The sequence below is a fragment of the Serratia nematodiphila DZ0503SBS1 genome (genome assembly GCF_000738675.1).
Lineage (GTDB): Bacteria > Pseudomonadota > Gammaproteobacteria > Enterobacterales > Enterobacteriaceae > Serratia > Serratia nematodiphila.
Map to the genome: position 1 here is coordinate 2,446,174 of NZ_JPUX01000001.1, position 25,696 is coordinate 2,471,869.

Sequence of the window (25,696 nt, forward strand, 5' to 3'; positions counted from 1 at the left end):
ATGCTTATTCGATCCTCGCTTTTAGTGCTGGCCGCGTTGCTGACCACCGCCTGCAGTCAGGCGGACGTACCGCGCTTCACGCCGCCGGCGGAGCGAACCGTGGGGCCAATGGAACGCCCGTGGCCGGCCAACCGCTACGCGGTGCTGGCGTATCACGACGTGGAAGACGGCGCGGCGGACCAGCGCTACATGTCGGTACGCACCAGCGCGCTTAACGAACAGTTCGCCTGGCTGAAGCAAAACGGCTATCAGCCGGTGTCGGTCGAGCAGATCCTGCAGGCGCAGAACGGCGGCCCGGCGTTGCCGAACAAGGCGGTTCTGCTGACTTTCGACGACGGCTACCGCAGCTTCTACAGCCGGGTATTCCCGTTGCTGAAGGCCTACAACTGGCCGGCGGTGCTGGCGCCGGTCGGCGTTTGGCTGGATGCGCCGACCGACAAGCCGGTCGATTTCGGCGGCCTGATGACGCCGCGCGATCGCTTCCTCACCTGGCAGCAGGTGCGGGAAGTGTCGGACTCCGGGCTGGTGGAGATCGGCGCGCATACCTACGCCTCGCATTATGGCGGCATCGCCAACCCGCAGGGCAATACCGAACCGGCGGTCGCCAATCGGCTGTACGACGCCAAGCAGGGCCGCTACGAAAGCGAGACGGAATACCGCCAACGCATCGAGAAGGACGTGGCGTTGATCACCCGGCGCATCACCGCCGCCACCGGTAAGGCGCCGCGCGTGTGGGTCTGGCCGTACGGTGCGGCCGGCGGCGTGGCGCTGGATATCGCGCGCAAGCACGGTTACCGCATGGCGCTGACGCTGGAGAACGGGCTGGGAGACGTCAACGCGCCTGAGAACGTGCCGCGCATGCTGGTGGCCGGCAATCCGTCGCTGACGAGCTTCGCCCAGCAGCTGACGCAGATACAGAACCGACAGATCATGCGGGTGGCGCACGTCGATCTCGACTACCTCTACGATCCCGATCCGCAGCAGCAGGCCAAAAACCTCGACAAGCTGATCCAGCGCATCTATGACCTGCGCATCAATACCGTTTTCCTGCAGGCGTTCGCCGATCCAAAAGGCGACGGCAACGTGCGCGAGCTCTATTTCCCCAATCGCTGGCTGCCGATGAAGGCCGACCTGTTCAACCGGGTCTCCTGGCAGCTCTCTTCGCGCACCGGCGTGGCCGTGTATGCCTGGATGCCGGTGCTGGCGTTCGAGCTGGGGTCTGACGTGCCGCGCGTGCAGCGCCTCGATCCGCAAAGCGGGCAGCTGTCGGTAGACGACAAGCAGTATCGTCGCCTGTCGCCGTTCAGTCCGGTGGCGCGCCAGCGCATCGGTGAGATCTACGAGGATCTGGCGGCCCACGCCACTTTTAAAGGGATCCTGTTCCACGACGATGCGCTGCTGTCGGACTTCGAAGACGCCGGCCCCGACGCCGTTGCGGCCTATCGCCAGGCCGGCTTCGCCGATTCGGTGGCGGCGATTCGTCAGGATCCGCAGGCGATGGCGCGCTGGACGCGCTTCAAGAGTCGGGCGCTGATCGACTTTACCCAGTCGCTGGCCGAACGGGTGCGGGCGATCCGCGGTCCGCAGGTGCAAACCGCACGCAATATTTATGCGATGCCGGTGCTCGATCCCGCCAGTGAAGCCTGGTTCGGCCAGAATTTAGCGGATTTCCTGCAGGCCTACGACTGGGTAGCGCCGATGGCGATGCCGCTGATGGAAAACGTGCCGCGCGCCGACAGCGGCCGCTGGCTGGATCAACTGGTGGGCAAAGTGGCCGCTTACCCCGGCGCGCTCGATAAAACGGTGTTTGAGTTGCAGGCTGTCGACTGGCGCAAGGAGCGCCGGATCAGCCTGGATGACGGTCAACTGCTGGCCGAATGGATGCGTCGCCTGCAGCGCAATGGCGCTCAGAGCTTTGGTTATTACCCCGACAACTTCCTCGACGATCGGCCTAAGCTGGATGCCGTTCGCCCGGTGTTGTCCTCAGCCTGGTTCCCACTGCCATGACAGATCGTTTAATTGCCTTATTTATCCTGTGTCTGGTGTTGAGCGTGCCTTTCGGCATCGTCCTGCTGTTTACCGGCGAAATGCTGCTCAACTTCGTGTTCTTCTGGCCGTTGTTCATGTCCGGCATCTGGATCGCCGGCGGCATCTATTTCTGGCTGCATCGCGAGCGGCATTGGCGCTGGAGCCCGGACATGCCCGCGCCGGCGCTGCCGGGCAACCCGTCGATCAGCGTGCTGATCCCCTGTTTCAACGAAGGGTTGAACGCGCGTGAAACCATTTCGGCGGCGATGGCGCAGCGCTATGACAATATCGAAGTGATCGCCATCAACGACGGCTCCAGCGATGACACCGCCGAGGTGTTGGACCAGTTGACGCTGGAGTTCCCCCGGCTGCGAGTGATCCATCTGGCGCAAAATCAGGGCAAGGCGATCGCGCTGCAGGCGGGCGCCGCGGCGGCGCGCAGCGAGTATCTGGTGTGCATCGACGGCGATGCGCTGCTGGATCGCGATGCGGCAGCCTATTTGGTGGCGCCGCTGTTGGCCAATCCGCATGTCGGCGCGGTGACCGGCAATCCGCGCATCCGCACGCGCTCCACGCTGATCGGCCGCATCCAGGTCGGTGAGTTTTCGTCGATCATCGGCCTTATCAAGCGCACGCAGCGCGTTTATGGCCGCCTGTTCACCATCTCCGGCGTGGTCGCGGCGTTTCGTAAGCAAGCGCTTACCGATGTCGGTTACTGGAGTCAGGACATGATCACCGAAGACATCGACATCAGCTGGAAGCTGCAGCTGAAGCACTGGGCTATCTTCTTCGAACCGCGAGCGCTGTGCTGGATCCTGATGCCGGAGACCTTGCGCGGGCTATGGAAGCAGCGCCTGCGCTGGGCGCAGGGCGGCGCCGAGGTGTTTTTAAAGAATCTGCGCAACCTGTGGGCCTGGGAGCACCGGCATATGTGGCTGCTGTTCGCCGAGTATTGCCTCTCCACGCTGTGGGCGTTCACTTACCTGGTCAGCGTGCTGATTTTTCTGGTTGGACTGGCGATACCGCTGCCGGAAGGCATCCGCATTCACTCGCTGCTGACGCCGGCGTTTACCGGCCTGGTGCTGGGCGTGGTGTGCTTGCTGCAGTTCACCGTCAGTCTGCTGCTGGAGAAGCGCTATGAGAAGGGCTTTGGCCGCTCGTTGTTCTGGATCATCTGGTATCCGCTGGTGTATTGGCTGCTCAGCTTGCTGACCACGCTGGTGGCGTTTTCCAAAGTGATGTTGAAAGCTCGGCGCGGGCGTGCGCGCTGGATAAGCCCCGACCGGGGCATTGGGAGGATCAAAGAATGACGGACGTCCTGATTTATTCCGAGCGCGGCCTGCTGCCGCGCGTGGTAGACAGCCTGCTGACGCTTTTCGCCTGGTGCGGCTTTCTTTATCTGTTCAGCCGCGGCCTGATGTCGGTGATGGATCAGCACGGGGTGGGCTCCGCCCTGTCGCTGCTGGAAGTGATCTCGCTGTATATCATTGTGGCGTTGTTCAATGCCGTCACTCTGATCGCCTGGGCCAAATACAACCAGTATTTCTCCCGTCGCAGGGCGGCCGACCGCTGGCGGAAACAGCAACAGAACACCCACATCGGCTATATCACGCCGGAGCTGACCCGGCAGTTGCGGCGTTTGCCGATCGCCGTGGTGTCCCACAACAGCGGCGGCGGTATCAGCCAGGTTAGCGGCAGGCTGACGGCGGCCGAACCGGCAGCGAACAAGGTGGTGCAGCTGCGTTAATCGTCAGCGTTGCCGTCCGGCTTGCGGCGCAGCCCGTCGGGCGGCAACAGCAGGGCGCAGATCATCCCTGCCAGACTGAACAGCGGCAGCCAGCGCGCCACCGGGCCGGGAGAGTAATTGTTCAGCACCGAACACACATAGCACGCCACGGCCAGCGCCCAACCAGGCAGGCCGATATCGTTGAGCCGAAACGCGGTTTTGGCCATAAACCACGCCACCAGGCCAAAACAGAACAGCGCCCACACCATGATGCACAGCAGATACAGCAGCACCGAGACGAATTCCTCGGTATCGCCGTGCGCATGGGCGCGAAAATGGTTTTTATCCAGATAGGTCGACAGAAACGACAGTAGCACGATGCCAACGGCGAAGATCGCCAGCGAAAAAACAAAGGGTTTGCGCGAGATGCGCCCACGATAAAGGTCTTTGGCGAGTTGTCCGAGAGAGTCCATCACAATCCGTTGTCGTAATCATTGACCGCCCGGCGGTGGCCGGGTGGCAAGCAGTCGGGCATTTTATCGGGGCAAACGTGGGCGTCAAGGTGATAACTTTTCTCATTTAGTTGCGGTTGAGATTCAGCGCGGCCGCACCGAGCGTTCTTTGCCCGTGCAAAACGTCACAATTTGGCACGTTTGGCTACCTGACGCGGTCATTGGCGGCATAATCCTGTTTGTTCGCGTTGAACAATGCATTAACATAACTCCCACTTATCTCTTGCATGGCTATATGGATATCCGATGCGTCACCTGGTTGCGCTTTTACCGCTGATTACCTTGCTTGCTGCCTGTAGCAGCACGCCGAAACCCAGTACCACAGCTACGCCGCAGAGCGCCCCGGTAAAGGGCGGCTTTTTGCTGAGCCCGGCGCACAGCGGCGCGCCGCTGGGTGGGGATTTCGCCAATAACCCGAATACTGCGCGCTTTATCGAGAAGATGGTGCAGGAACACGGTTTTGACCGGCAGCAGCTGCACGACGTGCTGGCGCAGGCTCGGCGATTGGATTCGGTGCTGCGGCTGATGGACAGGCAGGCGCCGACGCCGTCTACCCAGGGGCCAACCGGGCCGAATGGCTCCTGGCTGCGCTACCGCAACAAGTTCATCACCCCGGATAACGTGCAAAACGGCGTAGTGTTCTGGAATCAATATCAGGATGCGCTGCAGCGTGCCTGGCAGGTGTACGGCGTGCCGCCGGAGATTATCGTGGGGATTATCGGCGTGGAAACCCGTTGGGGCCGCGTAATGGGTAAAACCCGCATTATCGATGCGCTGGCGACGCTGGCCTTCGACTACCCGCGCCGCGCCGATTACTTCGCCGGTGAGTTGGAAACCTTCTTGCTGATGTCGCGCACCGAAGGCGACGATCCGCTCGAGTTGCGCGGCTCCTTCGCCGGTGCGATGGGCTACGGGCAGTTCATGCCTTCTTCCTTCAAAAGCTATGCGGTCGATTTCAACGGCGATGGGCATATCAACCTGTGGGATCCGGTCGATGCCATCGGCAGCGTGGCCAATTACTTCAAAGCGCACGGCTGGTCCAAAGGCGAGCCGGTCGCCATTCAGGCCAACGGCCAGGCGCCGGGGTTGGAAAACGGCTTCAAGACGCGCTACTCGGTCGCCGCGCTGGCCGAAGCCGGCCTGAGCCCGCAGGGTTCGCTCGGCGATAACCAAGAGGCCAGCCTGCTGCGGCTGGATGTCGGCACCGGCTACCAGTATTGGTACGGTCTGCCGAACTTCTACGTCATCACCCGCTATAACCACAGCACCCATTACGCCATGGCGGTATGGCAACTGGGCGAAGCGGTCGGGCGCTCGGCGCGCGGTGGCTTCTGACGCTGCGTCAATAAACGAAAAAGGCCGCTTGTGCGGCCTTTTTTGCATTCTGAGTAATCAGAAATCGTAGCGCAGACGCACCACGGTCATATCGCCGAGGTTGTCGGTGCTCGATGTCAGTACGTGCTCCACGTCAACGCGGAAACCGTAGTCGAACTGTACGGTCACCCCGAGGCCGTTATCGATGCGCTGGTAGTTGCGGCCGGTGATGTATTCCAGGCGGTCGCCCATGAAGTACGGCATCACCGATTTCACCGCGTACTGGCCAACCGGCACGGTATAACCGGCCAGGTATTCGATACCCCACGCATCGCCGGCGAAGTAATTATTAACGTCGGCTTTTTTGGTGGTCAGGAAGTCGTTGTAGTAACCGCCGCCGAAGGTCAGGGTCCAGTTGTCCGGTTTCCAGCTGATGGCGGTACCGAAAATGTTCTGGTCATAGCTCTTGCTGCCGCTGGTGGACGGATTGCGCATTTCGGCGCGGGTATAGTTCCAGGCGGTGCCCCAGGTCAGGTCCGGCGTAATGTGGTAATCCACACCCAGAGAGCCGCCGCCTTTGCGCTTGTAGCGCAGGCCGTTGCCCGGCAGGTAGTCGCTGTCGCTGAACAGGTACGAAGCGTAAACGTCCGCATCGCCGAAGCGGTTCTTGTACTTCAGCATTTTGCGTGAACGGTAAGAGCCGTCGTAGTCGCCGTTGATGCCGTTGCCCGGCGCCTGGGCCAGCATGTCGTAGTCCCAGATATCGGTCTTGGCGCCCACCACGTCATAATAAACGCTGTTCTGCTGACCGAAGGTCATCTGGCCCCAGGTATTGCTTTTCAGGCCGGTGTACAGCATGCGGCGGCTGGTGTTTCTCGCGCCGTCGGCATAGTGGTGATCCCAGTCAAACAGCGCCGGAATGTTCACGCCCAGCTCGTAGTAGCTGATCCAGCTGATATCGTCGAACAGATAGTAGTCCGCAGCGAAACGGAAGCGGGTGCCGCCGTCGAAGCCGTTACGCTTGTACGAGCCCTTGTCACCGTCGCCCGTCATGTTGTTGAACTGCGGACGAATACTGCCGCCAACGGTGAAGTTAAGGCGGCTGAGCGGATCGCCGGCCTGTGGATCTTGCTTCAGCAGGGTGATTTCCGCCTGAGCGGCGAACGACGCGCTGCCGATCGCCAGACCCAGCGCCACCGCTTGAGTCATTACGCGCAATTTCATTGCCATGTGTTATCCCTGTTTTAGGTATGACCGCCCTCATCAGCGCCGCCATGCCGATGTTTTGCGCAGAAAGCTGCATTTTTGCGCATTTTGACGGTTTTTTTGGTTTTTTAGCGGCGGGCGGCATTTGTAGCATAAACGGTAAAATAAATAATTACTTTTCTTGCTAATTATTGGCCGGTTTTTGACCATTTCGTGCGGTGAAAGTGGCCGCTCTGCCTCTCTCTCCACTCGGATGAATTCATTTAACGCCAAGGTTTATATTTTTCATTTGTCAGTCACCAACCCCAGCCTGTAATTTCAGCCATGCAAGAGATAATTAATTCCAGCCTGTCACCGCCGTATTAACGTGAGCCATTTTTGCGTAATCGGTTGGCAGGAATAAGCGATTGGGAGGTCGCCATGAGAAATCTGTTAATGCTGTTGGTGGGGCTGTTTTCATTACCGGCGATGGCGGCGGAGTCGCACGTTTGCCATTCTCAAGCTTATGATTATGCAGAGGTTAGTAAGTTAAGGTTGTCTGACGACACGCTGTTTTTCTGCCGCGACGTGGGACGCCTGACGATCCCTGAATTGGCGCGAAAAGGCTGGAAGGTGATTCACCTGGCGCAGCAAACTGAATATACCGACTCCGTCGACAGCGATGGCGAAGTTATTAAGCTTTATCAGGAAATCGTGGTGTATAAAGAATAACGCGACGGCAGCCTGTGATTATTTCAACGGCGGCGGGAATCCTATTATGAATGCAAGAATCGGTATCGACGGCAGGGCTGCCGCCGCCATGGTGATGCTATGCGCCATTTGGGGGATGCAGCAGGTGGCGATCAAGGCCGCCGAGCCGGATGTGTCGGCGGTGCTGCAAATTGCCATTCGCTCCGGTCTCGCCGCGCTGGGGGTTTACCTGCTGGCGCGTTGCCGCGGCGAGTGCTTCACCTGGGATCGCGCCACGCTGAGCGCCGGTTTGAGCGTAGGGGCATTGTTCGCGCTGGAGTTCTTTTTTGTCTCCGAAGGGCTGCGCTATACCAGCGCTTCGCATATGGCGGTGTTTTTGTACACCGCGCCGCTGTTTTCCGCTCTCGGCCTGCATTTTCTGATTCGCCAGGAGCGTCTGTCGCCGGTGCAGTGGCTGGGCATGCTCATCGCCTTTGGCGGTGTGGTGCTGGCCATATCGGGCATGGCCGAGGGCAGCGGCGGGGCCGATCGGCTGAAAGGCGATTTCTATGGCCTGCTGGCGGGGATCGCCTGGGGCGGTTCTACCCTGGTGATCCGTACCACGCGCCTGGCGGAGTGCCCGGCCAAACAGACGCTGCTGTTCCAGTTGACGGGCGCCTGTGTGCTGCTGTCGCTGCTGGCGCTGGCGACGGACAATTTGCACGTCGTCCTGAGCCCCGTGGCCTGGAGCAGCCTGTTGTTCCAAACGGTGATCGTGTCGTTTTTCAGCTACCTGATCTGGTTTTCACTGTTGCGCCGTTATCAGGCTTCCTCGCTGGGCATTCTCACCTTTATGACGCCGGTATTCGGCATCCTGGCGGGGGCCGTCATTCTCGGCGAACCGTTGCAAATTGAATTTGTATTGGGTGCTGTGTTGATCGTACTGGGGTTAATCGTAGTGAGTTGTTCATATCTTATTTATGTTGACCGAAGGGTGGCACCAAAAATATAAATTATGGATGTTGATGTACAGAACTACCAAATAAGCTGCGAAAGCCAATTCATTATTCAGCTGCAAATATCCCGCTATGCCTGGGGCGTGCCGCTGATTACGCTCAGCGATAACGGTGATTTTACCGTGATAAGAAGCCGAGGCTGGTCGAGGTTGGCTAATGGGATGCAATTGGAGGTTTATTATTTTGCCAATAATTCTCTGCTGACCTGGGATAAAAACCGCAAAAATATCTCTTATTCAAAGGCCGGCCGGCTCTACGCCTGCGCGCTGCATTTTTCTTATTCCCCCAAAGTATGGCGATAATCCTCTGGCCATCAGACCAGAGGGGAGATTTTCATGATCCACTGCTTAAACGCGAGGATCTTCGGCCACTGCCGCTCGGAGATGGTCGAGGTAAAATAGCAGTGCTCGCAGGGCACGGTCATGTCGGTGAACGGAATGATCAGTTCGCCGCTTTTGATCCAGTCCTGCACCAGATTGAGCCGCCCCATGGCGACGCCAAGGTGCCGCGTCGCGGCCAGCACGGCAAGATCGGAACGGTCGAACTCCATGCTTTTACTGTCGGTATCCAGCCCCAGCGCAAAGTGTTGCGACCAGGTTTGCCACTCATCTTCGCCGGAGTTGTAGCGATCGTGCAGCAGCGTGCAGTGGGCCAGGTTTTCCGGCGCATCGTACAGGTTATGCGTGGCGGCGTACTGCGGCGTGCAGATCGGCACCATTGATTCCTGCATAAAGGCTTCGTCCAGATGCCGCCCCGAGGGCAGTTTGCCGAAGTACATCGCCAGATCCACGCCGCGGTTGGCCAGGTTGATGATTTCCTGTCCGGTCAGAATATTGAGGTGAATGGTGGGGTGCTGGGCGATAAAGTCGCCGATGCGCGGCAGCAGCAGACATTGCACCAGGGACGGGTGCGAGTAGAGGGTCAAGGTTCCCGTCAACTCGCGATTTTTGATGTCCAGGATTTCCTGATTCAAGGTGTTGAAGGAACTGTCCAGCGCCCATTGCATGCGCTCGCCCTCCGGCGTCAGCGTAATCCGGCGATGAAAGCGTTGGAATAGCAAAAAACCCAATTCCTTTTCGAGCAAATTAATGCGGTGGCTCACGGCGCTGGGGGTGATCGACAATTCTTGCGCCGCCAGCGCAAAAGATAAATGACGGGCGACGCATTCGAAAGTATGCAGCCGGGAAAATTGATAGCTGGTCAGCGGGGTCGCCCGCTGCGAATGTTTTTTACTGGGGAACATGCTATTTCTCCATGCGCATAATACGGCAATATTAACATTTAATGGCGCGGAGGATAAACCCAGGCTGATTGATATATTCAGTTTTTACACTGAGAAATATCGTTATGTTGAAGGGAAATTAACTGGCTTGCATAACAACCGGAAATAACCGGCGGTGGGAGCGTTGAGTGAGAGGGTGATGATAATCTGCAATAGGACGAATATAATAAAAAGATGTGCCGTATAAGCAGCGAGTAAAGACGGTGTGCGGCAGCCTGAACGATAAAGGCTCATGTTCCCTGCGGGATATAGCGGTTTCGCCGCAACAATTCGTCGCATGGCGACACAGAATACGCGTTAATCCCAGCGGCAAACGAGCGGAGGCATCAATCGATAATACTGCGCCCCCTTAGGCCGATAGAACCGCGCCCGGTGGCTACCCACCGGGCGCGGCATTCAGGGAAAAGCGGTTTGTTCGCCGGCGCGTATCAACGGCGGCGCAGCAGCAGGCCGGTCAACAGGCCTGCGCCGGCAATGAGGGCCAATGCGGCGAGGGGGGTTTTCTTCATCATGTTGCCGGCGCAGCTCAGGGCATCGCCGTATTTTTCTTGCAGCACGCCCGCTGCCTGGCGCGCGGCGCCTTCGGCCTGCAAACGTTCGTTGCCGGTGACGTCGCCCGCGATTTCCTGCGCCTTGCCCGCCACTTTTTCCATCATGCCATTGGCTTTTTCGCTGTTCATTGTGATGCGCTCCTAAGGTTCGATCCGTTTGGCTTCCGCACAGGACGGAAGCCTGCATTTGCACCGCCATGTTATGCACTTCACTTGTGGCCTATAAGGGGCGTTTGCATCGGTTTGGGTAGTGCATTTGCAGGCTACTTGCCATTCCTGAAGGCCAGCCCACCGGTAAACAGCCCGCGTTCTCTGGCCCAGACGATGGCTTCGCTGCGGCTATGCACGCCGAGTTTGGAATAGACCGTCGCGACATGGTTGCGGATGGTGTTGAGCGCCAGATTGAGACGCGCCGCGATTTTCTTGTCCGGCAGCCCCTCGCAAATCAATTCCAGCACATCGCGCTCGCGCGGCGTGAGGTCGCTGGCGGTAAATCCAGCCTGGTCGGGCCGGTTGATGCTTTTCACGTTGGCCAGTTTTTCGATCAGGGTTTGGCTGAACCAGGAGGCGTCCTGCATCACTTCTTCGATGGCGCTTACCAGCTCCAGCTCCGAGCGTTTGCGTTCGGTAATGTCCATGAGCACCAGCAGATAACAGGGCGCATTGTGGATGCTGACGGCATCCGCCGAGGCCACACAGTCAATCGACTCGCTCCCTTTCTTGCGCACCCGGATGTCCAGCCCTTCGACGTTGCCGCTTTTTTCCAGGGCGGCAAACAAACGGCGGTTCGCCTCCGGATCGTCAATAAACGGGATCTCTCCGACCGTCTTGCCGATCAAGTCTTCGGCGTCGTACTCGGTGGTGCGGGTGAAGGCTTCGTTGACATCCAGCACGCGCCGCTCGTGCGCGGTACATAACAACGTCGGCACCGGGCTCAGGCGAAATGCCTTGGCAAACCGTTCTTCACTTTCTCGCAGCGCCGATTCCGCCTGGCGCCTGGGTTCGAGATCGGTAAACGTGAACAGCATGCAGTCGTCTTCATTGATATCCAAGGGTTGGCCGGCAACCACCACCAGCTTGCTTCCTCCGCCGGGCAGCTTCAGCTCGGCCTCCATCTGCGGAATGGTAGCGCCTTCCCCCAGGCGCTGAACGGCCAGTTCTTTGTGCTCCGCCTGTTCCAAAACGTCGAGTTCATAAACCGAACGCCCCATGACCTGTTCACGTTGGTAACCGGTCATATCAAGGAACCCCTGGTTGACCTTGACGTAACGCAGGTCGCTTAGCCGACAAATGACTGCCGGTGCCGGATTGGCGTTGAAGGTTTTTTCAAAGCGCTGTTCGGCGCTGGCCCACTCCGTCGCGTCGCTCAGGATCAGCGCCAGCAGCTCCGGTTGCCCCTGCGCATCGGTGATAATCAGGCTCCGCAGGCGGTGCACCCAGAAGCTGTCCGGATCGTCGACCTGCCGAACCTCCACCACCACATCGGTGAAGGTTTCGCCTTCGGCAACCCGGTTCAGCGGGTACTGTTCCAAAACCAGCGGATGATTGTTGCGATAGCGCAGGGCAAAACGCGCCGCGTACTCGCCGGCATTGGCCCCCAGAGCTTTCTGATGACTCACGCCATGCATGGTCAACGCGGCCTCGTTGGCCCATAGCAAGGTTTGATCGGTATCCGTCAGGATCACGCCGTCGGACAAGCCGGAGATGATTTGCTGCAGGTGGCCGCTGTGGGTTTCGCTGGCCAAAACGGATTGGCTCATGTGTTCTCCGCTAGACAGAAGGGGGGCGGCCTCTTAAGGGGGCCGCGGGTTACGCTATTCGCTGAGCAGCTTAGTGCATAACGTGCGTATTCGCAGGGTGTGAATGCACCAGGCATTCTGATGCAAATGAACCGGGACGGCCGACGACGCCGCGCGGCAGACTGAATTTGTCTGCGCGGTTACCCGCCGTGCGTGCAATCACTTGTCCAGAAAATATAAGGAACAACGATGACCACTGTCTATGAATCAAATCGCTTAGCGTTTCAGGTGTCATGGGGCTCGATATTGGCCGGGAGTGCCGTGGCGCTGGTGACTTATCTGACCTTCAGCGTGCTGGGCACGGCTATTGGTGCCCAGGCCGTGGATATGATGCAAAAGGGCAACCCGCTGAGCGGCTTTGGCACCGGCACCGGGATCTGGCTGTTGGTTTCAACGTTGGCATCGCTGGCCGCAGGCGCGTTCGTCGCCGGCCGCTCCGCACCGAATCGCGGCGGCTTGCATGGCTTGCTGAGCTGGGCGATCACCACCTTGTTGACCACCTGGCTGATGGTTTCATTGGCGAGCGGCGTAGTGGGGCTGGCGGGAAGCGCGGTGGGTAAAGGGCTTTCGCTGGCAGGCAGCGGCCTGGCGGCGGCAGCGCCAAACGTAGGCGAAGGCCTCAAGCAACGGCTGGATAAAAAGGGCATCAGCCTTGATTGGGGAAGCCTGGAAAATCAGTTGAACGCCACGCTTAAGCAGACTGGTAAGCCGGAGCTGGATCCTGCTCGGTTGGAGCAGAAAGCCAATCGGGCGGCCGCCGACGGCAAACAGTCGGCCGTGGATGCCGCGGCCGATCCGACGCAGACCGCCACCGAGCTTAAGCAGTGGTTCGAGCGCGTCAAGCAGTCCGGTGAGCCGGCGTTGAGCGCCGCCGATAAGGACGCGCTGGTGAGTATCGTTGCGGCACGCACCGGCAAGAGCCGCGATGAAGCGAGCCAAATCGTCGATAACTACGCCCAGGCTTACCAGCAGGCGGTGCAGAAGGTGGAAAAACTCAAGGCCGAGGCCGAGCAGAAAGCGCGTGAAGCGGCCGATGAAGCGGCCAAACAGCTGTCTCGCGCCGCGTGGGGTTCACTGTTGGTGCTGCTGTTGGGCGCTGCGTTGAGCGCCGGCGTGGGGCGGATTGCCGAATCAACCCGCCGCATTGTCGCGGTAAGTTGAGATGAAAAAAAACCTGTCGTGCATCTCGCTGAATTATCGAAAAGTAGCGGGGGCCTCTGCTCCCGTGCTCGTCATCGATTTCTGCAACGAGAACAACGAGCGTTATACCCTGCGCTACAACCTGCCGCCGGATACCCCGGAACGCACCGAGCGGCGGGTATCTTTGCTGCTGTACCTGTTGCGTAAGCACAGGTCCGCAGAGATCGACAACCTGGCTGATTAATCAGGCCGTTAATGAAAAGCCCAGCCTCGCGTGCTGGGCTTTTTGTTTGCGGCCGCAGGCCGTTCTGACAACAAGGCGCGGGTGAGTCGGCTCGGCATTTTACCGGGGGAGAGATGGGCGATTCATGGGAGTCGGCAGGGTTCCCAATGGGCGCGGTTTGTAAAACAGGGCATCGAGCAAGGTTGGTTAAAATATCCGTTTTCTCTGCGCAGGAACGATAAAAAAGAAACGCGCTATTGCGACGCGAGATTATTGAGACCGATGTTCAGCCTTGAGCTTATCTCTCCCGTATTCTTTTACTGCCGGTCATACTTTATATCTCTTTCGCAGTACGTTTTATCGGCGGGCCAAGCATATAAAATGCGTTTTCATTTGTGATGATGAAATTCCTATTCGGCCATGCAATCTGGCTGTAAAAAACACTTTAAGGTAAAACAATTAGCAAAAAGTGTGATTCTGCCTGGTGTGGCAAGTGCATCTTTGATGAGTGCACTTTACGCGAGTTGATTTTGTTTTATGGGTTTCTTGCGGAGAGATTTATATAACATGATCATTTTCAGTTATTTATGTGATAGTTTTTCCTATGCCGAAAAAAATGAATTGACAGGCTGGTTTTTTTTAGGATTAATCTTAATGACTTGGTTTGGTTGGTTAACGATTTTAATAAAAAGGACGAGAATCTTATAAAAGCAAGGAGCACATATGGATTACAGAAAAGATATTCTTTTGCAGGTGTTGGAGTATATGGAAAAGAATATTGTCGAGGGGCTGACAGTTGAAAAGGTTTCCATTATATCAGGTTACTCTAAATGGCATTTGCAACGGCTGTTTAAGCATTATTTTGGTATAACGCTAGGGACTTATATAAGGAATAGAAAACTGAGTCGCTCTGCTATTCTGCTTAAACAGCACCAAGGGAACATATTGGATGTCGCCCTGGCATCCGGGTTTGCCTCTCAGCAATGTTACACGCGGGCATTCAAACGTTTCTTTGGCGAAACGCCCAACAGCTTTAGAAACAGCCGCGGATGGGATTTTTCCACGCAGATCCCGCCGTATGGCAACGATAAGAAACCCTACTTCTACCACACGGTCATGCCGGATGACATTGAGATGTTAAAGCATTACAAATCACTGATTTTTCATTCCATAAGAAAATTCAGAGATGCCGGTGACATTGCACAGACCAATGAGAAATGGTTAAGCAAGCAGCGGGGGACATGTAATGTGGAAAAGAACAGGAGTAATAAATGGCATTCCAACAGCAAGGGGCAAGAGGTTTTTCATTCCATCTTTAACTTCTATATCCCTATGGGTAAATATATTGTCATCCCCTTTACGGGGGAGTTTTCAGAATATATTGACTTTTTCGATGTAATGTATGACGCTTATCTGCCTGCCATCAATGTCAAAATGCGGGAGAGTTTTTTTATAGAGTTATATAGGCAAGAGGATCTAAATGGCAAGGTTGTCAATGTCGATATACTTATTCCTGTGACATAGTGATGAGGCAAGAAGACATCATGAATAGAGAAAAAACTCTCGACTCGATTAATAAGCGCCATCCAGCTCGCTTTATGCTACCTTCTATATTGTCTGAACTTGGTCGAACAATCGTTGCCGGCTCAGGCCGGCAAGCCATTCAATTAACTGCGGTGTTAATTTCTCTCATGTTTTCAGGAAATGCGATGGCCAATAATCGGGAACATCAGCAAATAGCGTTAGTCGGTACCTGGACCCATATTCCGAATGCGCCTGCGGTGCAGAAACCGGCAAGACCCAGTGAAGGGCTCTATCGCCTGGCGGTTAATGGCGACGGCACGTTAACGCTGCTCGACGTGGTTAAAATGAACAGCCCATCGTGGATCGTAAAATCTCGCGATGGCCGTTTCGCCTATGCCACCAATGAGGAAAACGCGGGAACGGTGACCGCCTTGGCAATAGACGAAGCTGGCAGCGTGCGGGTGCTGAATACGGTGAGCAGTGCGGGCCAGCAGCCGACGCATGCCACCCTCAGCCCGGATGGCAAGTTTCTGTTTGTCGCCAACTACTCCGTCGCCAAAGGCGGCGCGGGGATGACGGTATTGCCAATTGGCAGTGACGGCAAACTGGGTGAACGGGTGCAGCATTATCCGTTTATATCAGGTTCTGGCGCCGTGCAGGGGCGTCAGGAAGGGGGCCATGCGCACTCAACCACCTTCAGCCGCGATGGTAAATATCTGTATGCGGCGGATCTCGGCGGGGACAAGCTGCACGCCTATCGCTATCGCTCGGATAGCGCACAGCCGCTGCAGGCGGACGCATCGCGCGATGTCAGCTTTGCGCCAGGCGCCGGCCCAAGACACATGGTGTTCTCGCCGAAAGGTGAGTATGCCTATGTCATCACCGAAATGGCGGGTGAAATCGAGGTGTTTACCGTCAGCGACCATCGATTGACGCAACAAGGGAAAGTGAAACTGAACGGCGGGCAGGATTCAGCGGAGGCGAAAAGCGGCGGAGCCATTATCCTCAGCCCGAGCGGCAGATATCTTATTGCCACCAATCGCGGTGCCGATAACCATTTGCTGGTATTAAAAATTGGTGGGGATGGGCTGCCAGGGGAGACGACGCGCTATGAGGCTGGCGGCATTGAACCGCGTGCGCTCGCTTTCGATGCCACCGGCAACCATCTTTATGTCACGAATGTGTTCACCAATACCGTTACGCTGTTCGATTTCGATGATGAGACGGGTGAGTTGAAGGCCAGAGGCGAGGCGGCGACGATTGCTACGCCGACGGATATTAAATTTTTCAATTAACGCCGATCATAACGCGCGGGGGAAATCGGGTCTGAGGCGTGGAGAAGGGGGATTGCGGGTGCCAATGATGGGGAATGGCTTGATAATAAATAATGGCGTCCCCGACTGGAATCGAACCAGTAACTAGCCCTTAGGAGGGGCTTGTTATATCCGTTTAACTACGGGGACGCTGCGGACCGGCAACCGAAGCTGCCGGGGCATTATACCTTTTTTTACCCGCAGAATAAGCGCTTAGCGGCGCGTTTGCTCAATACCTCGCCAGTTCGCGCCGAAATTTCCTCGGCTAACCGACGGCGATCACGGTTTTTCCCCGCCGTGGCGCCGTTTTTCCTCTTGCACGCGCGCCGCCTTATTTTTGGCGCTCAAATCGTTGCGGATTTGCGCGTGGCTTATCAGCGCAAAGATAAAGGTGCCGCCGATGATGTTGCCCGCCAGCGTCGGCAGGGCGAACGGATAGACGAATTCCTGCCACCCAATCGCGCCGTTGAACACCAGATAGAGGATCTCCACCGAGCCGACCACGATATGCGTCAAATCGCAAATCGCCACCAGGTAGGTCATCAACACGATCACCCAGATTTTCGCCGCGCCGGCGGCTGGGAACATCCATACCATGGTGGCGATGATCCAGCCGGCCAGGATGCCGTTGGCGAACATTTCTCCCGGCGTATGGCGCATCACCTCTTCACCCAGGCTGATGAAGGCGCGGCGCGTTTCGGCATCGAACAGCGGCATATGGGTAAACGCCAGCGCCGCCAGCGCGGTGCCGATCAGATTGCCGAGCAGCACCACGCCCCACAGGCGCAGCAGGATAAGCAGGTTGCGCGGCGTGGACTTATGCATGATTGGCAACACCGCCGTGACGGTGTTTTCGGTAAACAGCTGCTGGCGCGCCATAATGACAATGATAAAACCGAAGGTGTAGCCGAGGTTCTCAATGAAAAAGCGGCTGGGATCGTCCGGCAAGCGGGCGTGGAAAATGCCTTTTGCCGCCAGCGAGGCGCCCATCGACAGCCCGGCGGCGATCGCCGACCACAGCAGCGCCAGCCCGTCGCGCTCCAGCTCTTTTTCGCCTTCCATCCGGATCTGTTCATGCACCGCCGCCGCGCGCGAAGGCAAATTTTCTTCCCTGACTTCGATTTCGCGTTTGCCCTGTTCCTGCTCTTCACTCTCTACCCGCATCGTTTCATCCTGCTCATGCTCCTGGCGTGGCTGTTCGTTCATTCTGTCGCTCCTGCTCAATAAGGGTGAGGTCACGTCATTAAGCGTAGTTGCCCGGTCTAAATGCGGCGAAATACAGAAAAAGGTAACAAGAGTTAAAATCCGCCGCTTTTTTCCGCGCATTCTTGATCCTGCTCGCCATATTGGCCCCTCGGCGCGCCCGCCGCAGGCTGCGTGTGGGGAAAGGCTTATGCTATGATTCGCTATCCCAAAGAAAAATATGAGTTCCCCGATGCTGGAAGCCAAAAGTCTGAGTTGCGTGCGCGATGAACGCATCCTGTTTAGCGAGCTAAGCTTTTCAGTTCAGCCGGGCGATATCATTCAGGTAGAAGGGCCGAACGGCGCGGGCAAGACCAGTTTGCTGCGCATCCTCGCCGGTCTGGCGCGGCCGGACGGCGGTGAGGTGTGCTGGCGCGGGCGCAACACGCTGCGCGATCGCGCGGCGTATCAGCAAGATTTGCTGTTTATCGGCCATCAACCGGGCATCAAAGCCGTATTGACACCCTTCGAAAATCTGCAGTTTTATCAGGCGGTGCGCGGTGCGGCCGAGCAGCAGGCCATCTGGCGCGCGCTGGAGCAGGTGGGGTTGGTGGGCTACGAAGATCTGCCGGTGGCGCAGCTTTCCGCCGGGCAGCAGCGGCGCGTGGCGTTGGCGCGATTGTGGCTCAGCGCGGCGCCGCTGTGGATCCTCGATGAACCGTTGACGGCAATCGATAAACAGGGCGTGGCCGAGTTGATTAGCCTTTTTGAACAACATGCGCAGCGGGGCGGCATGGTATTGTTGACCACGCATCAGGATTTGGCCGGCGTCAGCCAAACGGTGGGCAAAATTCGTTTGGCGGAACACGACGCGGGGAGTTTGTGATGTTTTTGACTCTGGTGCGTCGCGAATTGAAGATCGCCTGCCGTAAAGGGTCGGAGATCGTCAACCCGCTGTGGTTTTTCCTGATTGTGATCACGCTGTTCCCGCTGGGGATTGGCCCTGAACCGCAGCTGCTGGCGCGCATTGCGCCGGGCATCGTGTGGGTGGCGGCGCTGCTGGCCTCGCTGCTGTCGCTGGAGCGGCTGTTTCGCGACGATTTCCTCGATGGCTCGCTGGAGCAGCTGTTGCTGCTGCCGACGCCGCTGCCGATGACGGTGCTGGGCAAAGTGTGTGCTCACTGGGTCGTGACGGGATTGCCGCTGCTGATCCTGTCGCCGCTGGTGGCGCTGCTGTTGTCGCTTGATATGCAAACCTGGCTGGCGGTGGCGGGGACGCTGCTGCTCGGCACGCCGACGCTGAGCCTGATCGGCGCTATCGGCGTGGGGCTGACCGTCGGCCTGCGCAAAGGGGGCGTGCTGCTCAGCCTGCTGGTGCTGCCGCTGTATATCCCGGTGCTGATCTTCGCCACCGGCGCGATCGACGCCGCCGCGATGGGTATGCCGATTGATGGTTACCTGGCGATACTCGGCGCGATGCTGGCGGGCAGCGTGACATTGGCGCCGTTTGCCGCCGCAGCGGCGCTGCGAGTGAGCGTGCACTAGCTAACAAATTGAATGAACAGACGGGGCAAGGCCGGCAAGAGCGTACCCCGCAGAACATTTTCGCCGTTTCGAACGCTCGAGGCGGCCGACGCATAAAAATTACCGTGAGCACTGACGACAATGTGGAAATGGTTACATCAACTGGCGCGGCCTGAACGGCTGTATCACGTCTGCGGCCGCTTTATCCCCTGGCTGGGGCTGGCGGCGGCGGCCTGCCTGCTGCTTGGCTGGGCATGGGGCTTTGGCTTCGCGCCGAAGGATTATCAGCAGGGCGACAGCTTCCGCATCATTTATATTCACGTGCCGGCGGCCATGTGGTCGATGGGCATCTACGCCTCGATGGCGGTGGCGGCGTTTATCGGCCTGGTGTGGCAGATGAAAATGTCCGATACCGTGGTGGCGGCGATGGCGCCGATCGGCGCGGTGTTCACCTTTATCGCGCTGGTGACCGGCTCCGCCTGGGGCAAGCCGATGTGGGGCACCTGGTGGGTATGGGACGCGCGGCTGACCTCCGAGCTGGTGCTGCTGTTCCTCTATATGGGCGTCATCGCGCTGTATAACGCCTTCGAAGACCGCCGCCTGGCGGGCCGCGCCGCCGGCATTCTGGTGCTGGTGGGCGTAGTGAATATCCCGATCATCCATTTCTCCGTCGAATGGTGGAATACGTTGCATCAGGGTTCGACCAATATGCAGCAATCCATCGCGCCAAGCATGCGCACCCCGCTGCGCTGGGCGATCCTCGGCTATCTGCTGTTGTTCGTCACGCTGACGCTGATGCGCCTGCGCAATCTGATCCTGTTCCAGGAGCGCCAGCGCCCGTGGGTCGCCGGGCTGGTGAATAAGGAGCGTCAGTCATGAATGCCGCATTCGATTCCTGGTCGGCGTTTTTCGCCATGGGCGGTTATGCCTTTTATGTCTGGCTGGCGGTCGCCGCCACGCTGATTTCGCTGTTGGGGCTGGTGGCGCACACCGTCTGGCAGCGGCGGCAGTTGCTCGCCGAGATCGGCCGCCGTCAGGCGCGCGAACGGCGCATTCGCCATGCGCAACAGTCAAAACAAAAATCCGCCGCACCGCGGGAGAAATCATTGTGAATCCACGTCGTAAAAGCCGCCTTTATCTGGCGATCGTTGTGCTGATCGGCATCGCGCTGACCGCAACCCTGATGCTGTACGCGCTGCGCTCCAACATCGATCTGTTCTATACCCCGGGGGAAATCCTGCAGGGCAAGGGCGAAAACCACGAGAAGCCCGAGGTCGGCCAACGGCTGCGCATCGGCGGCATGGTGATGCCCGGCTCGGTGAAACGCGATCCCAATACGCTGCAGGTCAGCTTCAAGATTTACGACGCGCGTGGCGCGATCGGCGTAACCTACACCGGCATTCTGCCGGATCTGTTCCGTGAAGGGCAGGGCGTGGTGGCGCAAGGGGTGCTGGGCGAGGGCTACGTGGTCAACGCGCGCGAAGTGCTGGCCAAACACGACGAGAAATACACGCCGCCGGAAGTGGCCGACGCGATGAAAGAGAATCACAAAGGGCCGGCGGAAGCGTATAACGCGCCGCAGGCGGAGGGCGCCAAGTCATGATGCCGGAACTGGGCAGTTTTCTGCTGTGCCTGGCGCTGGCGATTGCGCTGCTGCTGAGTATTTACCCGCAGTGGGGCGCGGCGCGGCAGGACAGCCGCATGATGGCGGTGGCCCGGCCGCTGACCTATGGCATGTTCGCGGCGATTGCGCTGGCGTTCCTGTGCCTGGTGCACGCCTTCGTGGTCAATGACTTTACCGTCGCTTACGTGGCCACCAACTCCAATACCCAACTGCCGGTGTATTACCGCATCGCCGCCACCTGGGGGGCGCACGAAGGTTCGCTGCTGCTGTGGGTGCTGCTGCTGAGCTGCTGGTCGCTGGCGGTGGCGTTGTGCAGCCGGGCGATGCCGCAGGATGCGGTGGCGCGGGTGCTGTCGGTGATGGGCATGATCACCGCCGGTTTCCTGCTGTTCATCATCATGACCTCCAATCCGTTCACCCGCACGCTGCCGAACTTCCCGATCGACGGCAGCGATCTCAACCCGCTGCTGCAGGATATCGGCCTGATCTTCCACCCGCCGCTGCTGTACATGGGCTATGTCGGCTTCTCGGTCGCCTTCGCGTTCGCCATCGCCTCGCTGATGGCCGGCCGGCTCGACACCGCCTGGGCGCGCTGGTCGCGCCCGTGGACCACCGCCGCCTGGGTGTTCCTCACGCTGGGCATCGTGCTCGGATCGGCCTGGGCCTACTATGAGCTGGGCTGGGGCGGCTGGTGGTTCTGGGATCCGGTGGAGAACGCTTCCTTTATGCCGTGGCTGGCCGGCACCGCGCTGATGCATTCGCTGGCGGTGACCGAGAAACGCGGCACGTTCAAAGCCTGGACGGTGTTGCTGGCGATCACCGCTTTCTCGCTGTGCCTGCTGGGCACCTTCCTGGTGCGTTCCGGCGTGCTGGTCTCGGTGCACTCCTTCGCTTCCGACCCGGCGCGCGGCATGTTTATTCTCGCCTATCTGGTGATCGTCATCGGCGGTTCGCTGCTGCTGTACGCGGTCAAGGGCGGCCAGGTGCGCAGCCGGGTGCAGCACGAGACCTTCTCGCGCGAGACCTTCCTGCTGGGCAACAACGTGCTGCTGATCGCCGCCATGCTGGTGGTGCTGTTGGGCACGCTGCTGCCGCTGGTGCACAAACAGTTGGGGCTGGGCAGCATTTCGATCGGCGAGCCGTTCTTCAACACCATGTTCACCTGGCTGATGGCGCCGCTGGCGCTGCTGTTGGGCATCGGGCCGCTGGTGCGCTGGCGCCGCGATGAGCCGGGCAAGCTGTGGCGCCGCCTCGGCGTGGCGCTGCTGGTGACGCTGGTGCTGTCGATTCTGCTGCCGTGGCTGTTGCAGGACAGCATCGCCGGCATGACGGTGGTGGGCCTGATTATGGCGCTGTGGGTGATCATCCTGACGCTGATGGAGCTGCATGAGCGCGCCACCCATCGTCACGGTTTCTGGCGCGGCCTGCGGCAGCTGTCCCGCAGCCACTGGGGCATGGTGCTCGGCCACCTCGGCGTGGCGGTGACGGTGATCGGCATCGCCTTCAGCCAGAACTACAGCGTGGAGCGCGATGTGCGGATGAAGGCCGGCGACAGCGTGGATATCCACAACTATCACTTCGTGTTCCGCGACGTGCACGACATTCGCGGCCCGAACTACAGCGGCGGCGTCGGTATCATCGACGTCACGCGCAACGGCAAGCCGGAGGCGACGCTGCACGCGGAGAAACGCTACTACAGCGTGGCGCGCAGCATGATGACCGAGGCGGCGATCGACGGCGGGTTCAGCCGCGATCTGTACGCGGCGCTGGGCGAGGAGCTGGAAGACGGCTCCTGGGCGGTGCGCCTGTATTACAAACCCTTCGTGCGCTGGATCTGGTTCGGCGGCGTCTTTATGGCGATCGGCGGCCTGCTGTGCATTCTCGACCCGCGTTATCGCATGAGCAAAAAGCTCAAGCGTGAAGGCAAGCTGGAGGCGCAATCATGAAGCGTAAGCTGCTGTTTATCCCGTTGGTGCTCTTCCTGCTGCTGGTGGTGGCCCTGATGGTGCAACTGACGCGCAACGCCGGCGGCGAAGATCCGACCATGCTGGAGTCGGCGCTGATCGGCAAACCGGTGCCGACCTTCAGGCTGGAATCGTTGGATCAGCCGGGCAAAACCTACGATCAGGCGGTGCTGCGCGACGGCAAGCCGATATTGCTCAACGTCTGGGCCACCTGGTGCCCGACCTGCCGCGCGGAGCACCAGTATCTCAATACGCTGGCGGCGCGCGGCGTACGGGTGGTCGGCCTGAACTACAAAGACGATCGCGCCAAGGCGGTGACCTGGCTCAACTCTCTCGGCAATCCCTACGCCCTCAGCCTGTACGACGGCGACGGCATGCTGGGGTTGGATCTCGGGGTGTACGGCGCGCCTGAGACCTTCCTTATCGACGGCCAGGGGATTATTCGCTATCGCCATGCCGGCGACATGAATGAGCGCGTCTGGCAGCAGGAAGTGCTGCCGCTGTATAGAAAGTACGGGGGTGAGGCATGAGGCTGATTGTTCTGCTGTGCGCCGCGTTGCTGAGCTGGAGCGCCGCTGCGGCGATCGATACCTATCGCTTTAACTCCGTCGAGCAGGAGCAGCAGTATCGCGAGTTGACCGAACAGCTGCGTTGCCCTAAATGCCAGAACAACAGCATTGCCGATTCCAACGCCATCATCGCCGCCGACATGCGCACCAAGGTGTATGAGCTGATGATGCAGGGGCAAAGCAAGCAGCAGATCATCGACTACATGGTGGCGCGTTATGGCAATTTCGTCACCTACGAACCGCCGGTAACGCCGGCGACGCTGATCTTGTGGATCGGCCCGCTGCTGTTCGTGCTGATAGGCGGGGCGGTGGTGATCCTGCGCACCCGTCGCCGGCCCGACGCGGCGGTGGACGATGAATTCTCTGAACGGGAACGGCAGCGCCTGGCGGCGCTGTTGCAAGAGACTGACAGGAAGAAACCCTAATGGCTTTTGGGCTGATTATTTGCGTGTTGCTGGCCGGCGCCGCAGCAACGCTGGTGGTGCCGGCGATGCGCCACGGCAAGCAGAGCGCCGCCACGCGCGATGCGCTCAACAAGGCGTTCTATCAGGATCGCCTCAGCGAACTGGAGCAGGACGAGCAACAAGGCGTGGTGGCCGAGCGCCCGGAACTGGTGAAAGAGCTGCAACAGAACCTGTTGAACGACATCCCGGCCGAGCAGATGGCGCAGGCGAAGCCGATCAACCGCTGGGCGTTAGTGCCGGGCGTGCTGTTATTGCTGGCGGTGACCGTTGGCTTTTATCTGAAAACCGGCGGGCTGGCGCAGGTGCTGGACTGGCGTCTGGTGCAGGCGCAAATGCCGGAATTGCGTGAGCGCGTCGCCAATGAGCGCGCCAAACCGCTGAGCATGGAAGAGATCGCTCGCCTCGGGCTGGGGCTGCGCACCGCGCTGCAACAGGACGATCGCAACATCAATGACTGGATGATGCTGGGGCGCGTCGGCATGGCGCTGAATAATGCCACCACCGCTACGCAGGCGTTTGCTCATGCTTATCAATTGGATCCGAATAGTCTGGAAGTGCGGCTCGGCTATGCCGAGGTCTTGACGCGCTCCAACGATCCGGAGGATAACAAGCAGGCGGCGCAGCTGTTGCGGCGCATGATCGCGGAAAACCACGGCGATCCGCGGGTGCTGAGCCTGCTGGCGTTCAATGCCTTCGAACAGGGCGATTTCAAGCAGGCGATCGGCGCCTGGCAGGTGATGCTGCAACTGCTGCCGGCCAACGATCCGCGCGCGGAAGTGATAAAGCGCAGTATTGCACAAGCAAAAGCCCAGGCAGGCGGAGAAAATGTTAAACTGAATGTGACCGTTGCGCTGTCACCGCAGGCGGCGAAAGCCATGCCGCCGCAGGGGACGCTGGTCATTTCGGTCACCGACGGCGTCAGCCCGGTGCCGGTCGCGGTAAAACAATTGCCGCTGAGCCGTTTTCCGCTGTCTTTCTCACTGGATGACAGCAACGCCATGATGCCCGAGCGTCTGCTCTCGGCGCAGCATCAGGTGCAGGTGCGTGTGCGCCTCTCACAGGACGGATTGGCCACGCCGCAGCCGGGGGACTGGTTCGGCGAAAGCTCGCTGCAGACATTCAGCGGTAAAGAGCAGGTTAGCGTTCAGATAAACAAGCAGGTCCCTGAAAAATAAGACCGAACGTGTTTTTATGGAGAAAAATATGAACTTTCGCCTGACTGGGGTGGCATTCGCAACGGTATTACTGGTGGGCTGTGCCAGCGCGCCAGACAACGATCCGCAAGGGCGTTCCGATCCGCTGGAAGGATTTAACCGGACGATGTTCGACTTCAACTACAACGTCCTGGATCCTTATATCCTGCGTCCGGTCGCGGTGGCCTGGCGCGACTACGTGCCGATGCCGGCGCGTAACGGCATCAGCAACTTCACCTCCAACCTGGAAGAGCCGGCCAGCATGGTCAACGCCTTCCTCAAGGGCGATCCCTACCGCGGGATGATCCACTTCAACCGTTTCTTCCTGAACACCCTGCTCGGGATGGGCGGCCTGATCGACGTGGCCGGCATGGCCAACCCGAAACTGGCGCGCGAAGAGCCGAACCGTTTCGGCAGCACGCTGGGCCATTACGATGTGGGTTACGGCCCGTACGTGATGTTGCCGGGCTACGGCAGCTTCACGCTGCGTGACGAAGGCGGCGATTTTGCGGATACGCTGTATCCGATGCTGAGTTACCTGACCTTCTGGATGTCGGCGGGCAAATGGGTGGTCGAGGGTATCGAAACCCGCGCTCAGCTGCTGGATTCCGACGGTCTGCTGCGCAACTCCTCCGATCCTTATGTCATGGTGCGCGAAGCTTACTTCCAGCGCCACGATTTCATCGCCAACGGCGGTTCGCTCAAGCCGGAAGAGAACCCGAACGCCAAGGCGATTCAGGGCGAACTGGACGAGATCGACTCGCAGTAATCACGGGCGTTATGCCAATGAAAACCCGCCGCCAGGCGGGTTTTTTATGCCCGCGCGAGCGCCAGGCAAAGAAAAAGCGCCCCGTGGGGCGCTTTGGCATCCAT

27 protein-coding genes and 1 tRNA gene are annotated in these 25,696 nt (G+C 59.0%); 21 read left to right on the plus strand and 7 right to left on the minus strand.

Annotated features, from left to right (window positions below):
- Genes pgaB through pgaD form a run of 3 tightly spaced genes read left to right on the plus strand, consistent with a single transcriptional unit; the run spans position 1 to position 3,775 of the window.
- Positions 1-2,007 (plus strand): poly-beta-1,6-N-acetyl-D-glucosamine N-deacetylase PgaB, encoded by a 2,007-nt coding sequence (pgaB, locus tag JL05_RS11285; protein WP_033632456.1) that lies wholly within the window; start codon positions 1-3, stop codon positions 2,005-2,007.
- Positions 2,004-3,338, plus strand: a complete 1,335-nt coding sequence (gene pgaC, locus JL05_RS11290) for a poly-beta-1,6-N-acetyl-D-glucosamine synthase (protein ID WP_015378640.1) — start codon at positions 2,004-2,006, stop codon at positions 3,336-3,338. Before pgaB ends, pgaC begins: the two co-directional genes overlap by 4 nt.
- A complete protein-coding gene (pgaD, locus tag JL05_RS11295; protein WP_015378639.1) occupies positions 3,335-3,775 on the plus strand; it encodes a poly-beta-1,6-N-acetyl-D-glucosamine biosynthesis protein PgaD in 441 nt (146 codons plus the stop codon). The genes pgaC and pgaD overlap by 4 nt, the downstream gene beginning before the upstream one ends.
- Here the strand turns inward: pgaD and JL05_RS11300 are convergent.
- Positions 3,772-4,227, minus strand: coding sequence for a DUF805 domain-containing protein (locus JL05_RS11300; protein ID WP_015378638.1), 456 nt, complete (start codon positions 4,225-4,227; stop codon positions 3,772-3,774). The genes pgaD and JL05_RS11300 overlap by 4 nt on opposite strands.
- A gap of 285 nt (positions 4,228-4,512) precedes the next feature.
- Here JL05_RS11300 and mltB point away from each other — a divergent pair, with 285 nt between their 5' ends.
- The gene (mltB, locus tag JL05_RS11305) at positions 4,513-5,601 is read left to right on the plus strand and encodes a lytic murein transglycosylase B (protein WP_033632457.1); all 1,089 of its coding nucleotides are present in this window, start codon (positions 4,513-4,515) and stop codon (positions 5,599-5,601) included.
- 57 nt (positions 5,602-5,658) lie between these two features.
- On the opposite strand, the gene JL05_RS11310 is transcribed toward mltB, so the two are convergent.
- Positions 5,659-6,810: a porin gene (locus JL05_RS11310; protein WP_033632458.1), complete on the minus strand. Its 1,152-nt coding sequence runs from the start codon at positions 6,808-6,810 to the stop codon at positions 5,659-5,661.
- A 396-nt stretch (positions 6,811-7,206) separates the two neighbouring features.
- Between JL05_RS11310 and JL05_RS11315 the strand changes: the two genes are divergently transcribed.
- From JL05_RS11315 to JL05_RS11325, 3 genes are read left to right on the plus strand one after another with little or no spacing between them, the layout of a single operon-like run.
- Positions 7,207-7,497 (plus strand): hypothetical protein, encoded by a 291-nt coding sequence (locus tag JL05_RS11315; RefSeq protein ID WP_033632459.1) that lies wholly within the window; start codon positions 7,207-7,209, stop codon positions 7,495-7,497.
- Between the two features lie 46 nt (positions 7,498-7,543).
- Positions 7,544-8,467 carry a DMT family transporter gene (locus JL05_RS11320; protein ID WP_033632460.1) on the plus strand — a complete coding sequence of 308 codons (924 nt, stop codon included), beginning with the start codon at positions 7,544-7,546 and terminating at the stop codon, positions 8,465-8,467.
- 3 nt (positions 8,468-8,470) lie between these two features.
- Positions 8,471-8,773, plus strand: a complete 303-nt coding sequence (locus tag JL05_RS11325) for a hypothetical protein (RefSeq protein ID WP_015378633.1) — start codon at positions 8,471-8,473, stop codon at positions 8,771-8,773.
- Between the two features lie 11 nt (positions 8,774-8,784).
- Here the strand turns inward: JL05_RS11325 and dsdC are convergent, their stop codons facing one another.
- The 3 genes from dsdC to JL05_RS11340 all read right to left on the minus strand — a co-directional run bounded on the left by dsdC (position 8,785) and on the right by JL05_RS11340 (position 12,064).
- Positions 8,785-9,714 (minus strand): DNA-binding transcriptional regulator DsdC, encoded by a 930-nt coding sequence (gene dsdC, locus JL05_RS11330; protein WP_004936301.1) that lies wholly within the window; start codon positions 9,712-9,714, stop codon positions 8,785-8,787.
- 467 nt (positions 9,715-10,181) lie between these two features.
- Positions 10,182-10,433, minus strand: a complete 252-nt coding sequence (locus JL05_RS11335; RefSeq protein WP_033632461.1) for a CsbD family protein — start codon at positions 10,431-10,433, stop codon at positions 10,182-10,184.
- Positions 10,434-10,567: 134 nt separating this feature from the next.
- Entirely contained in the window at positions 10,568-12,064 is a 1,497-nt protein-coding gene (locus tag JL05_RS11340; protein ID WP_033632462.1) for a helix-turn-helix transcriptional regulator, read from the minus strand.
- 228 nt (positions 12,065-12,292) lie between these two features.
- Between JL05_RS11340 and JL05_RS11345 the strand changes: the two genes are divergently transcribed.
- The 4 genes from JL05_RS11345 (at position 12,293) to JL05_RS11360 (ending at position 16,285) form a co-directional block, all read left to right on the plus strand.
- Complete coding sequence (locus tag JL05_RS11345) at positions 12,293-13,264, plus strand: hypothetical protein (protein ID WP_033632463.1); 972 nt, start codon at positions 12,293-12,295, stop codon at positions 13,262-13,264.
- 1 nt (position 13,265) lies between these two features.
- Complete coding sequence (locus JL05_RS11350; RefSeq protein WP_004936288.1) at positions 13,266-13,487, plus strand: hypothetical protein; 222 nt, start codon at positions 13,266-13,268, stop codon at positions 13,485-13,487.
- Between the two features lie 702 nt (positions 13,488-14,189).
- A complete protein-coding gene (locus JL05_RS11355; protein ID WP_033632464.1) occupies positions 14,190-14,990 on the plus strand; it encodes a helix-turn-helix domain-containing protein in 801 nt (266 codons plus the stop codon).
- Between the two features lie 20 nt (positions 14,991-15,010).
- Positions 15,011-16,285, plus strand: a complete 1,275-nt coding sequence (locus JL05_RS11360; RefSeq protein WP_228392536.1) for a lactonase family protein — start codon at positions 15,011-15,013, stop codon at positions 16,283-16,285.
- Positions 16,286-16,378: 93 nt separating this feature from the next.
- Here the strand turns inward: JL05_RS11360 and JL05_RS11365 are convergent.
- Positions 16,379-16,453: transfer RNA gene (locus JL05_RS11365), tRNA-Arg, on the minus strand.
- Positions 16,454-16,582: 129 nt separating this feature from the next.
- Entirely contained in the window at positions 16,583-17,509 is a 927-nt protein-coding gene (locus JL05_RS11370) for a formate/nitrite transporter family protein (RefSeq protein ID WP_033632466.1), read from the minus strand.
- A 229-nt stretch (positions 17,510-17,738) separates the two neighbouring features.
- Between JL05_RS11370 and ccmA the strand changes: the two genes are divergently transcribed.
- The 10 genes from ccmA to mlaA all read left to right on the plus strand — a co-directional run bounded on the left by ccmA (position 17,739) and on the right by mlaA (position 25,592).
- On the plus strand, positions 17,739-18,371 hold the full coding sequence (gene ccmA / locus JL05_RS11375; RefSeq protein WP_004936275.1) for a cytochrome c biogenesis heme-transporting ATPase CcmA: 633 nt from the start codon (positions 17,739-17,741) through the stop codon (positions 18,369-18,371).
- Positions 18,371-19,030 carry a heme exporter protein CcmB gene (gene ccmB / locus JL05_RS11380; RefSeq protein ID WP_016926839.1) on the plus strand — a complete coding sequence of 220 codons (660 nt, stop codon included), beginning with the start codon at positions 18,371-18,373 and terminating at the stop codon, positions 19,028-19,030. Before ccmA ends, ccmB begins: the two co-directional genes overlap by 1 nt.
- Positions 19,031-19,150: 120 nt before the next feature.
- The gene (locus JL05_RS11385; protein WP_004936270.1) at positions 19,151-19,888 is read left to right on the plus strand and encodes a heme ABC transporter permease; all 738 of its coding nucleotides are present in this window, start codon (positions 19,151-19,153) and stop codon (positions 19,886-19,888) included.
- Positions 19,885-20,121, plus strand: a complete 237-nt coding sequence (gene ccmD / locus JL05_RS11390; RefSeq protein ID WP_004936267.1) for a heme exporter protein CcmD — start codon at positions 19,885-19,887, stop codon at positions 20,119-20,121. The genes JL05_RS11385 and ccmD overlap by 4 nt, the downstream gene beginning before the upstream one ends.
- On the plus strand, positions 20,118-20,612 hold the full coding sequence (ccmE, locus tag JL05_RS11395; RefSeq protein ID WP_033632467.1) for a cytochrome c maturation protein CcmE: 495 nt from the start codon (positions 20,118-20,120) through the stop codon (positions 20,610-20,612). Before ccmD ends, ccmE begins: the two co-directional genes overlap by 4 nt.
- Positions 20,609-22,579: a heme lyase CcmF/NrfE family subunit gene (locus tag JL05_RS11400; protein ID WP_033632468.1), complete on the plus strand. Its 1,971-nt coding sequence runs from the start codon at positions 20,609-20,611 to the stop codon at positions 22,577-22,579. Before ccmE ends, JL05_RS11400 begins: the two co-directional genes overlap by 4 nt.
- Positions 22,576-23,127: a DsbE family thiol:disulfide interchange protein gene (locus tag JL05_RS11405; RefSeq protein ID WP_033632469.1), complete on the plus strand. Its 552-nt coding sequence runs from the start codon at positions 22,576-22,578 to the stop codon at positions 23,125-23,127. Before JL05_RS11400 ends, JL05_RS11405 begins: the two co-directional genes overlap by 4 nt.
- The gene (locus JL05_RS11410) at positions 23,124-23,591 is read left to right on the plus strand and encodes a cytochrome c-type biogenesis protein (protein WP_033632470.1); all 468 of its coding nucleotides are present in this window, start codon (positions 23,124-23,126) and stop codon (positions 23,589-23,591) included. The genes JL05_RS11405 and JL05_RS11410 overlap by 4 nt, the downstream gene beginning before the upstream one ends.
- Positions 23,591-24,805, plus strand: a complete 1,215-nt coding sequence (ccmI, locus tag JL05_RS11415) for a c-type cytochrome biogenesis protein CcmI (RefSeq protein ID WP_033632471.1) — start codon at positions 23,591-23,593, stop codon at positions 24,803-24,805. Before JL05_RS11410 ends, ccmI begins: the two co-directional genes overlap by 1 nt.
- Before the next feature lie 28 nt (positions 24,806-24,833).
- Complete coding sequence (mlaA, locus tag JL05_RS11420) at positions 24,834-25,592, plus strand: phospholipid-binding lipoprotein MlaA (RefSeq protein ID WP_033632472.1); 759 nt, start codon at positions 24,834-24,836, stop codon at positions 25,590-25,592.
- Positions 25,593-25,696 lie beyond the last annotated feature (104 nt).

Bases quoted from the DNA above. Each gene is read 5' to 3' on its own strand.
- pgaB (WP_033632456.1), top strand. From the start codon at position 1: ATGCTTATTCGATCCTCGCTTTTAGTGCTGGCCGCGTTGCTGACCACC.
- pgaC (WP_015378640.1), top strand. From the start codon at position 2,004: ATGACAGATCGTTTAATTGCCTTATTTATCCTGTGTCTGGTGTTGAGC.
- pgaD (WP_015378639.1), top strand. From the start codon at position 3,335: ATGACGGACGTCCTGATTTATTCCGAGCGCGGCCTGCTGCCGCGCGTG.
- JL05_RS11300 (WP_015378638.1), bottom strand. From the start codon at position 4,227: ATGGACTCTCTCGGACAACTCGCCAAAGACCTTTATCGTGGGCGCATC.
- mltB (WP_033632457.1), top strand. From the start codon at position 4,513: ATGCGTCACCTGGTTGCGCTTTTACCGCTGATTACCTTGCTTGCTGCC.
- JL05_RS11310 (WP_033632458.1), bottom strand. From the start codon at position 6,810: ATGGCAATGAAATTGCGCGTAATGACTCAAGCGGTGGCGCTGGGTCTG.
- JL05_RS11315 (WP_033632459.1), top strand. From the start codon at position 7,207: ATGAGAAATCTGTTAATGCTGTTGGTGGGGCTGTTTTCATTACCGGCG.
- JL05_RS11320 (WP_033632460.1), top strand. From the start codon at position 7,544: ATGAATGCAAGAATCGGTATCGACGGCAGGGCTGCCGCCGCCATGGTG.
- JL05_RS11325 (WP_015378633.1), top strand. From the start codon at position 8,471: ATGGATGTTGATGTACAGAACTACCAAATAAGCTGCGAAAGCCAATTC.
- dsdC (WP_004936301.1), bottom strand. From the start codon at position 9,714: ATGTTCCCCAGTAAAAAACATTCGCAGCGGGCGACCCCGCTGACCAGC.
- JL05_RS11335 (WP_033632461.1), bottom strand. From the start codon at position 10,433: ATGAACAGCGAAAAAGCCAATGGCATGATGGAAAAAGTGGCGGGCAAG.
- JL05_RS11340 (WP_033632462.1), bottom strand. From the start codon at position 12,064: ATGAGCCAATCCGTTTTGGCCAGCGAAACCCACAGCGGCCACCTGCAG.
- JL05_RS11345 (WP_033632463.1), top strand. From the start codon at position 12,293: ATGACCACTGTCTATGAATCAAATCGCTTAGCGTTTCAGGTGTCATGG.
- JL05_RS11350 (WP_004936288.1), top strand. From the start codon at position 13,266: ATGAAAAAAAACCTGTCGTGCATCTCGCTGAATTATCGAAAAGTAGCG.
- JL05_RS11355 (WP_033632464.1), top strand. From the start codon at position 14,190: ATGGATTACAGAAAAGATATTCTTTTGCAGGTGTTGGAGTATATGGAA.
- JL05_RS11360 (WP_228392536.1), top strand. From the start codon at position 15,011: ATGAATAGAGAAAAAACTCTCGACTCGATTAATAAGCGCCATCCAGCT.
- JL05_RS11370 (WP_033632466.1), bottom strand. From the start codon at position 17,509: ATGAACGAACAGCCACGCCAGGAGCATGAGCAGGATGAAACGATGCGG.
- ccmA (WP_004936275.1), top strand. From the start codon at position 17,739: ATGCTGGAAGCCAAAAGTCTGAGTTGCGTGCGCGATGAACGCATCCTG.
- ccmB (WP_016926839.1), top strand. From the start codon at position 18,371: ATGTTTTTGACTCTGGTGCGTCGCGAATTGAAGATCGCCTGCCGTAAA.
- JL05_RS11385 (WP_004936270.1), top strand. From the start codon at position 19,151: ATGTGGAAATGGTTACATCAACTGGCGCGGCCTGAACGGCTGTATCAC.
- ccmD (WP_004936267.1), top strand. From the start codon at position 19,885: ATGAATGCCGCATTCGATTCCTGGTCGGCGTTTTTCGCCATGGGCGGT.
- JL05_RS11400 (WP_033632468.1), top strand. From the start codon at position 20,609: ATGATGCCGGAACTGGGCAGTTTTCTGCTGTGCCTGGCGCTGGCGATT.
- JL05_RS11405 (WP_033632469.1), top strand. From the start codon at position 22,576: ATGAAGCGTAAGCTGCTGTTTATCCCGTTGGTGCTCTTCCTGCTGCTG.
- JL05_RS11410 (WP_033632470.1), top strand. From the start codon at position 23,124: ATGAGGCTGATTGTTCTGCTGTGCGCCGCGTTGCTGAGCTGGAGCGCC.
- ccmI (WP_033632471.1), top strand. From the start codon at position 23,591: ATGGCTTTTGGGCTGATTATTTGCGTGTTGCTGGCCGGCGCCGCAGCA.
- mlaA (WP_033632472.1), top strand. From the start codon at position 24,834: ATGAACTTTCGCCTGACTGGGGTGGCATTCGCAACGGTATTACTGGTG.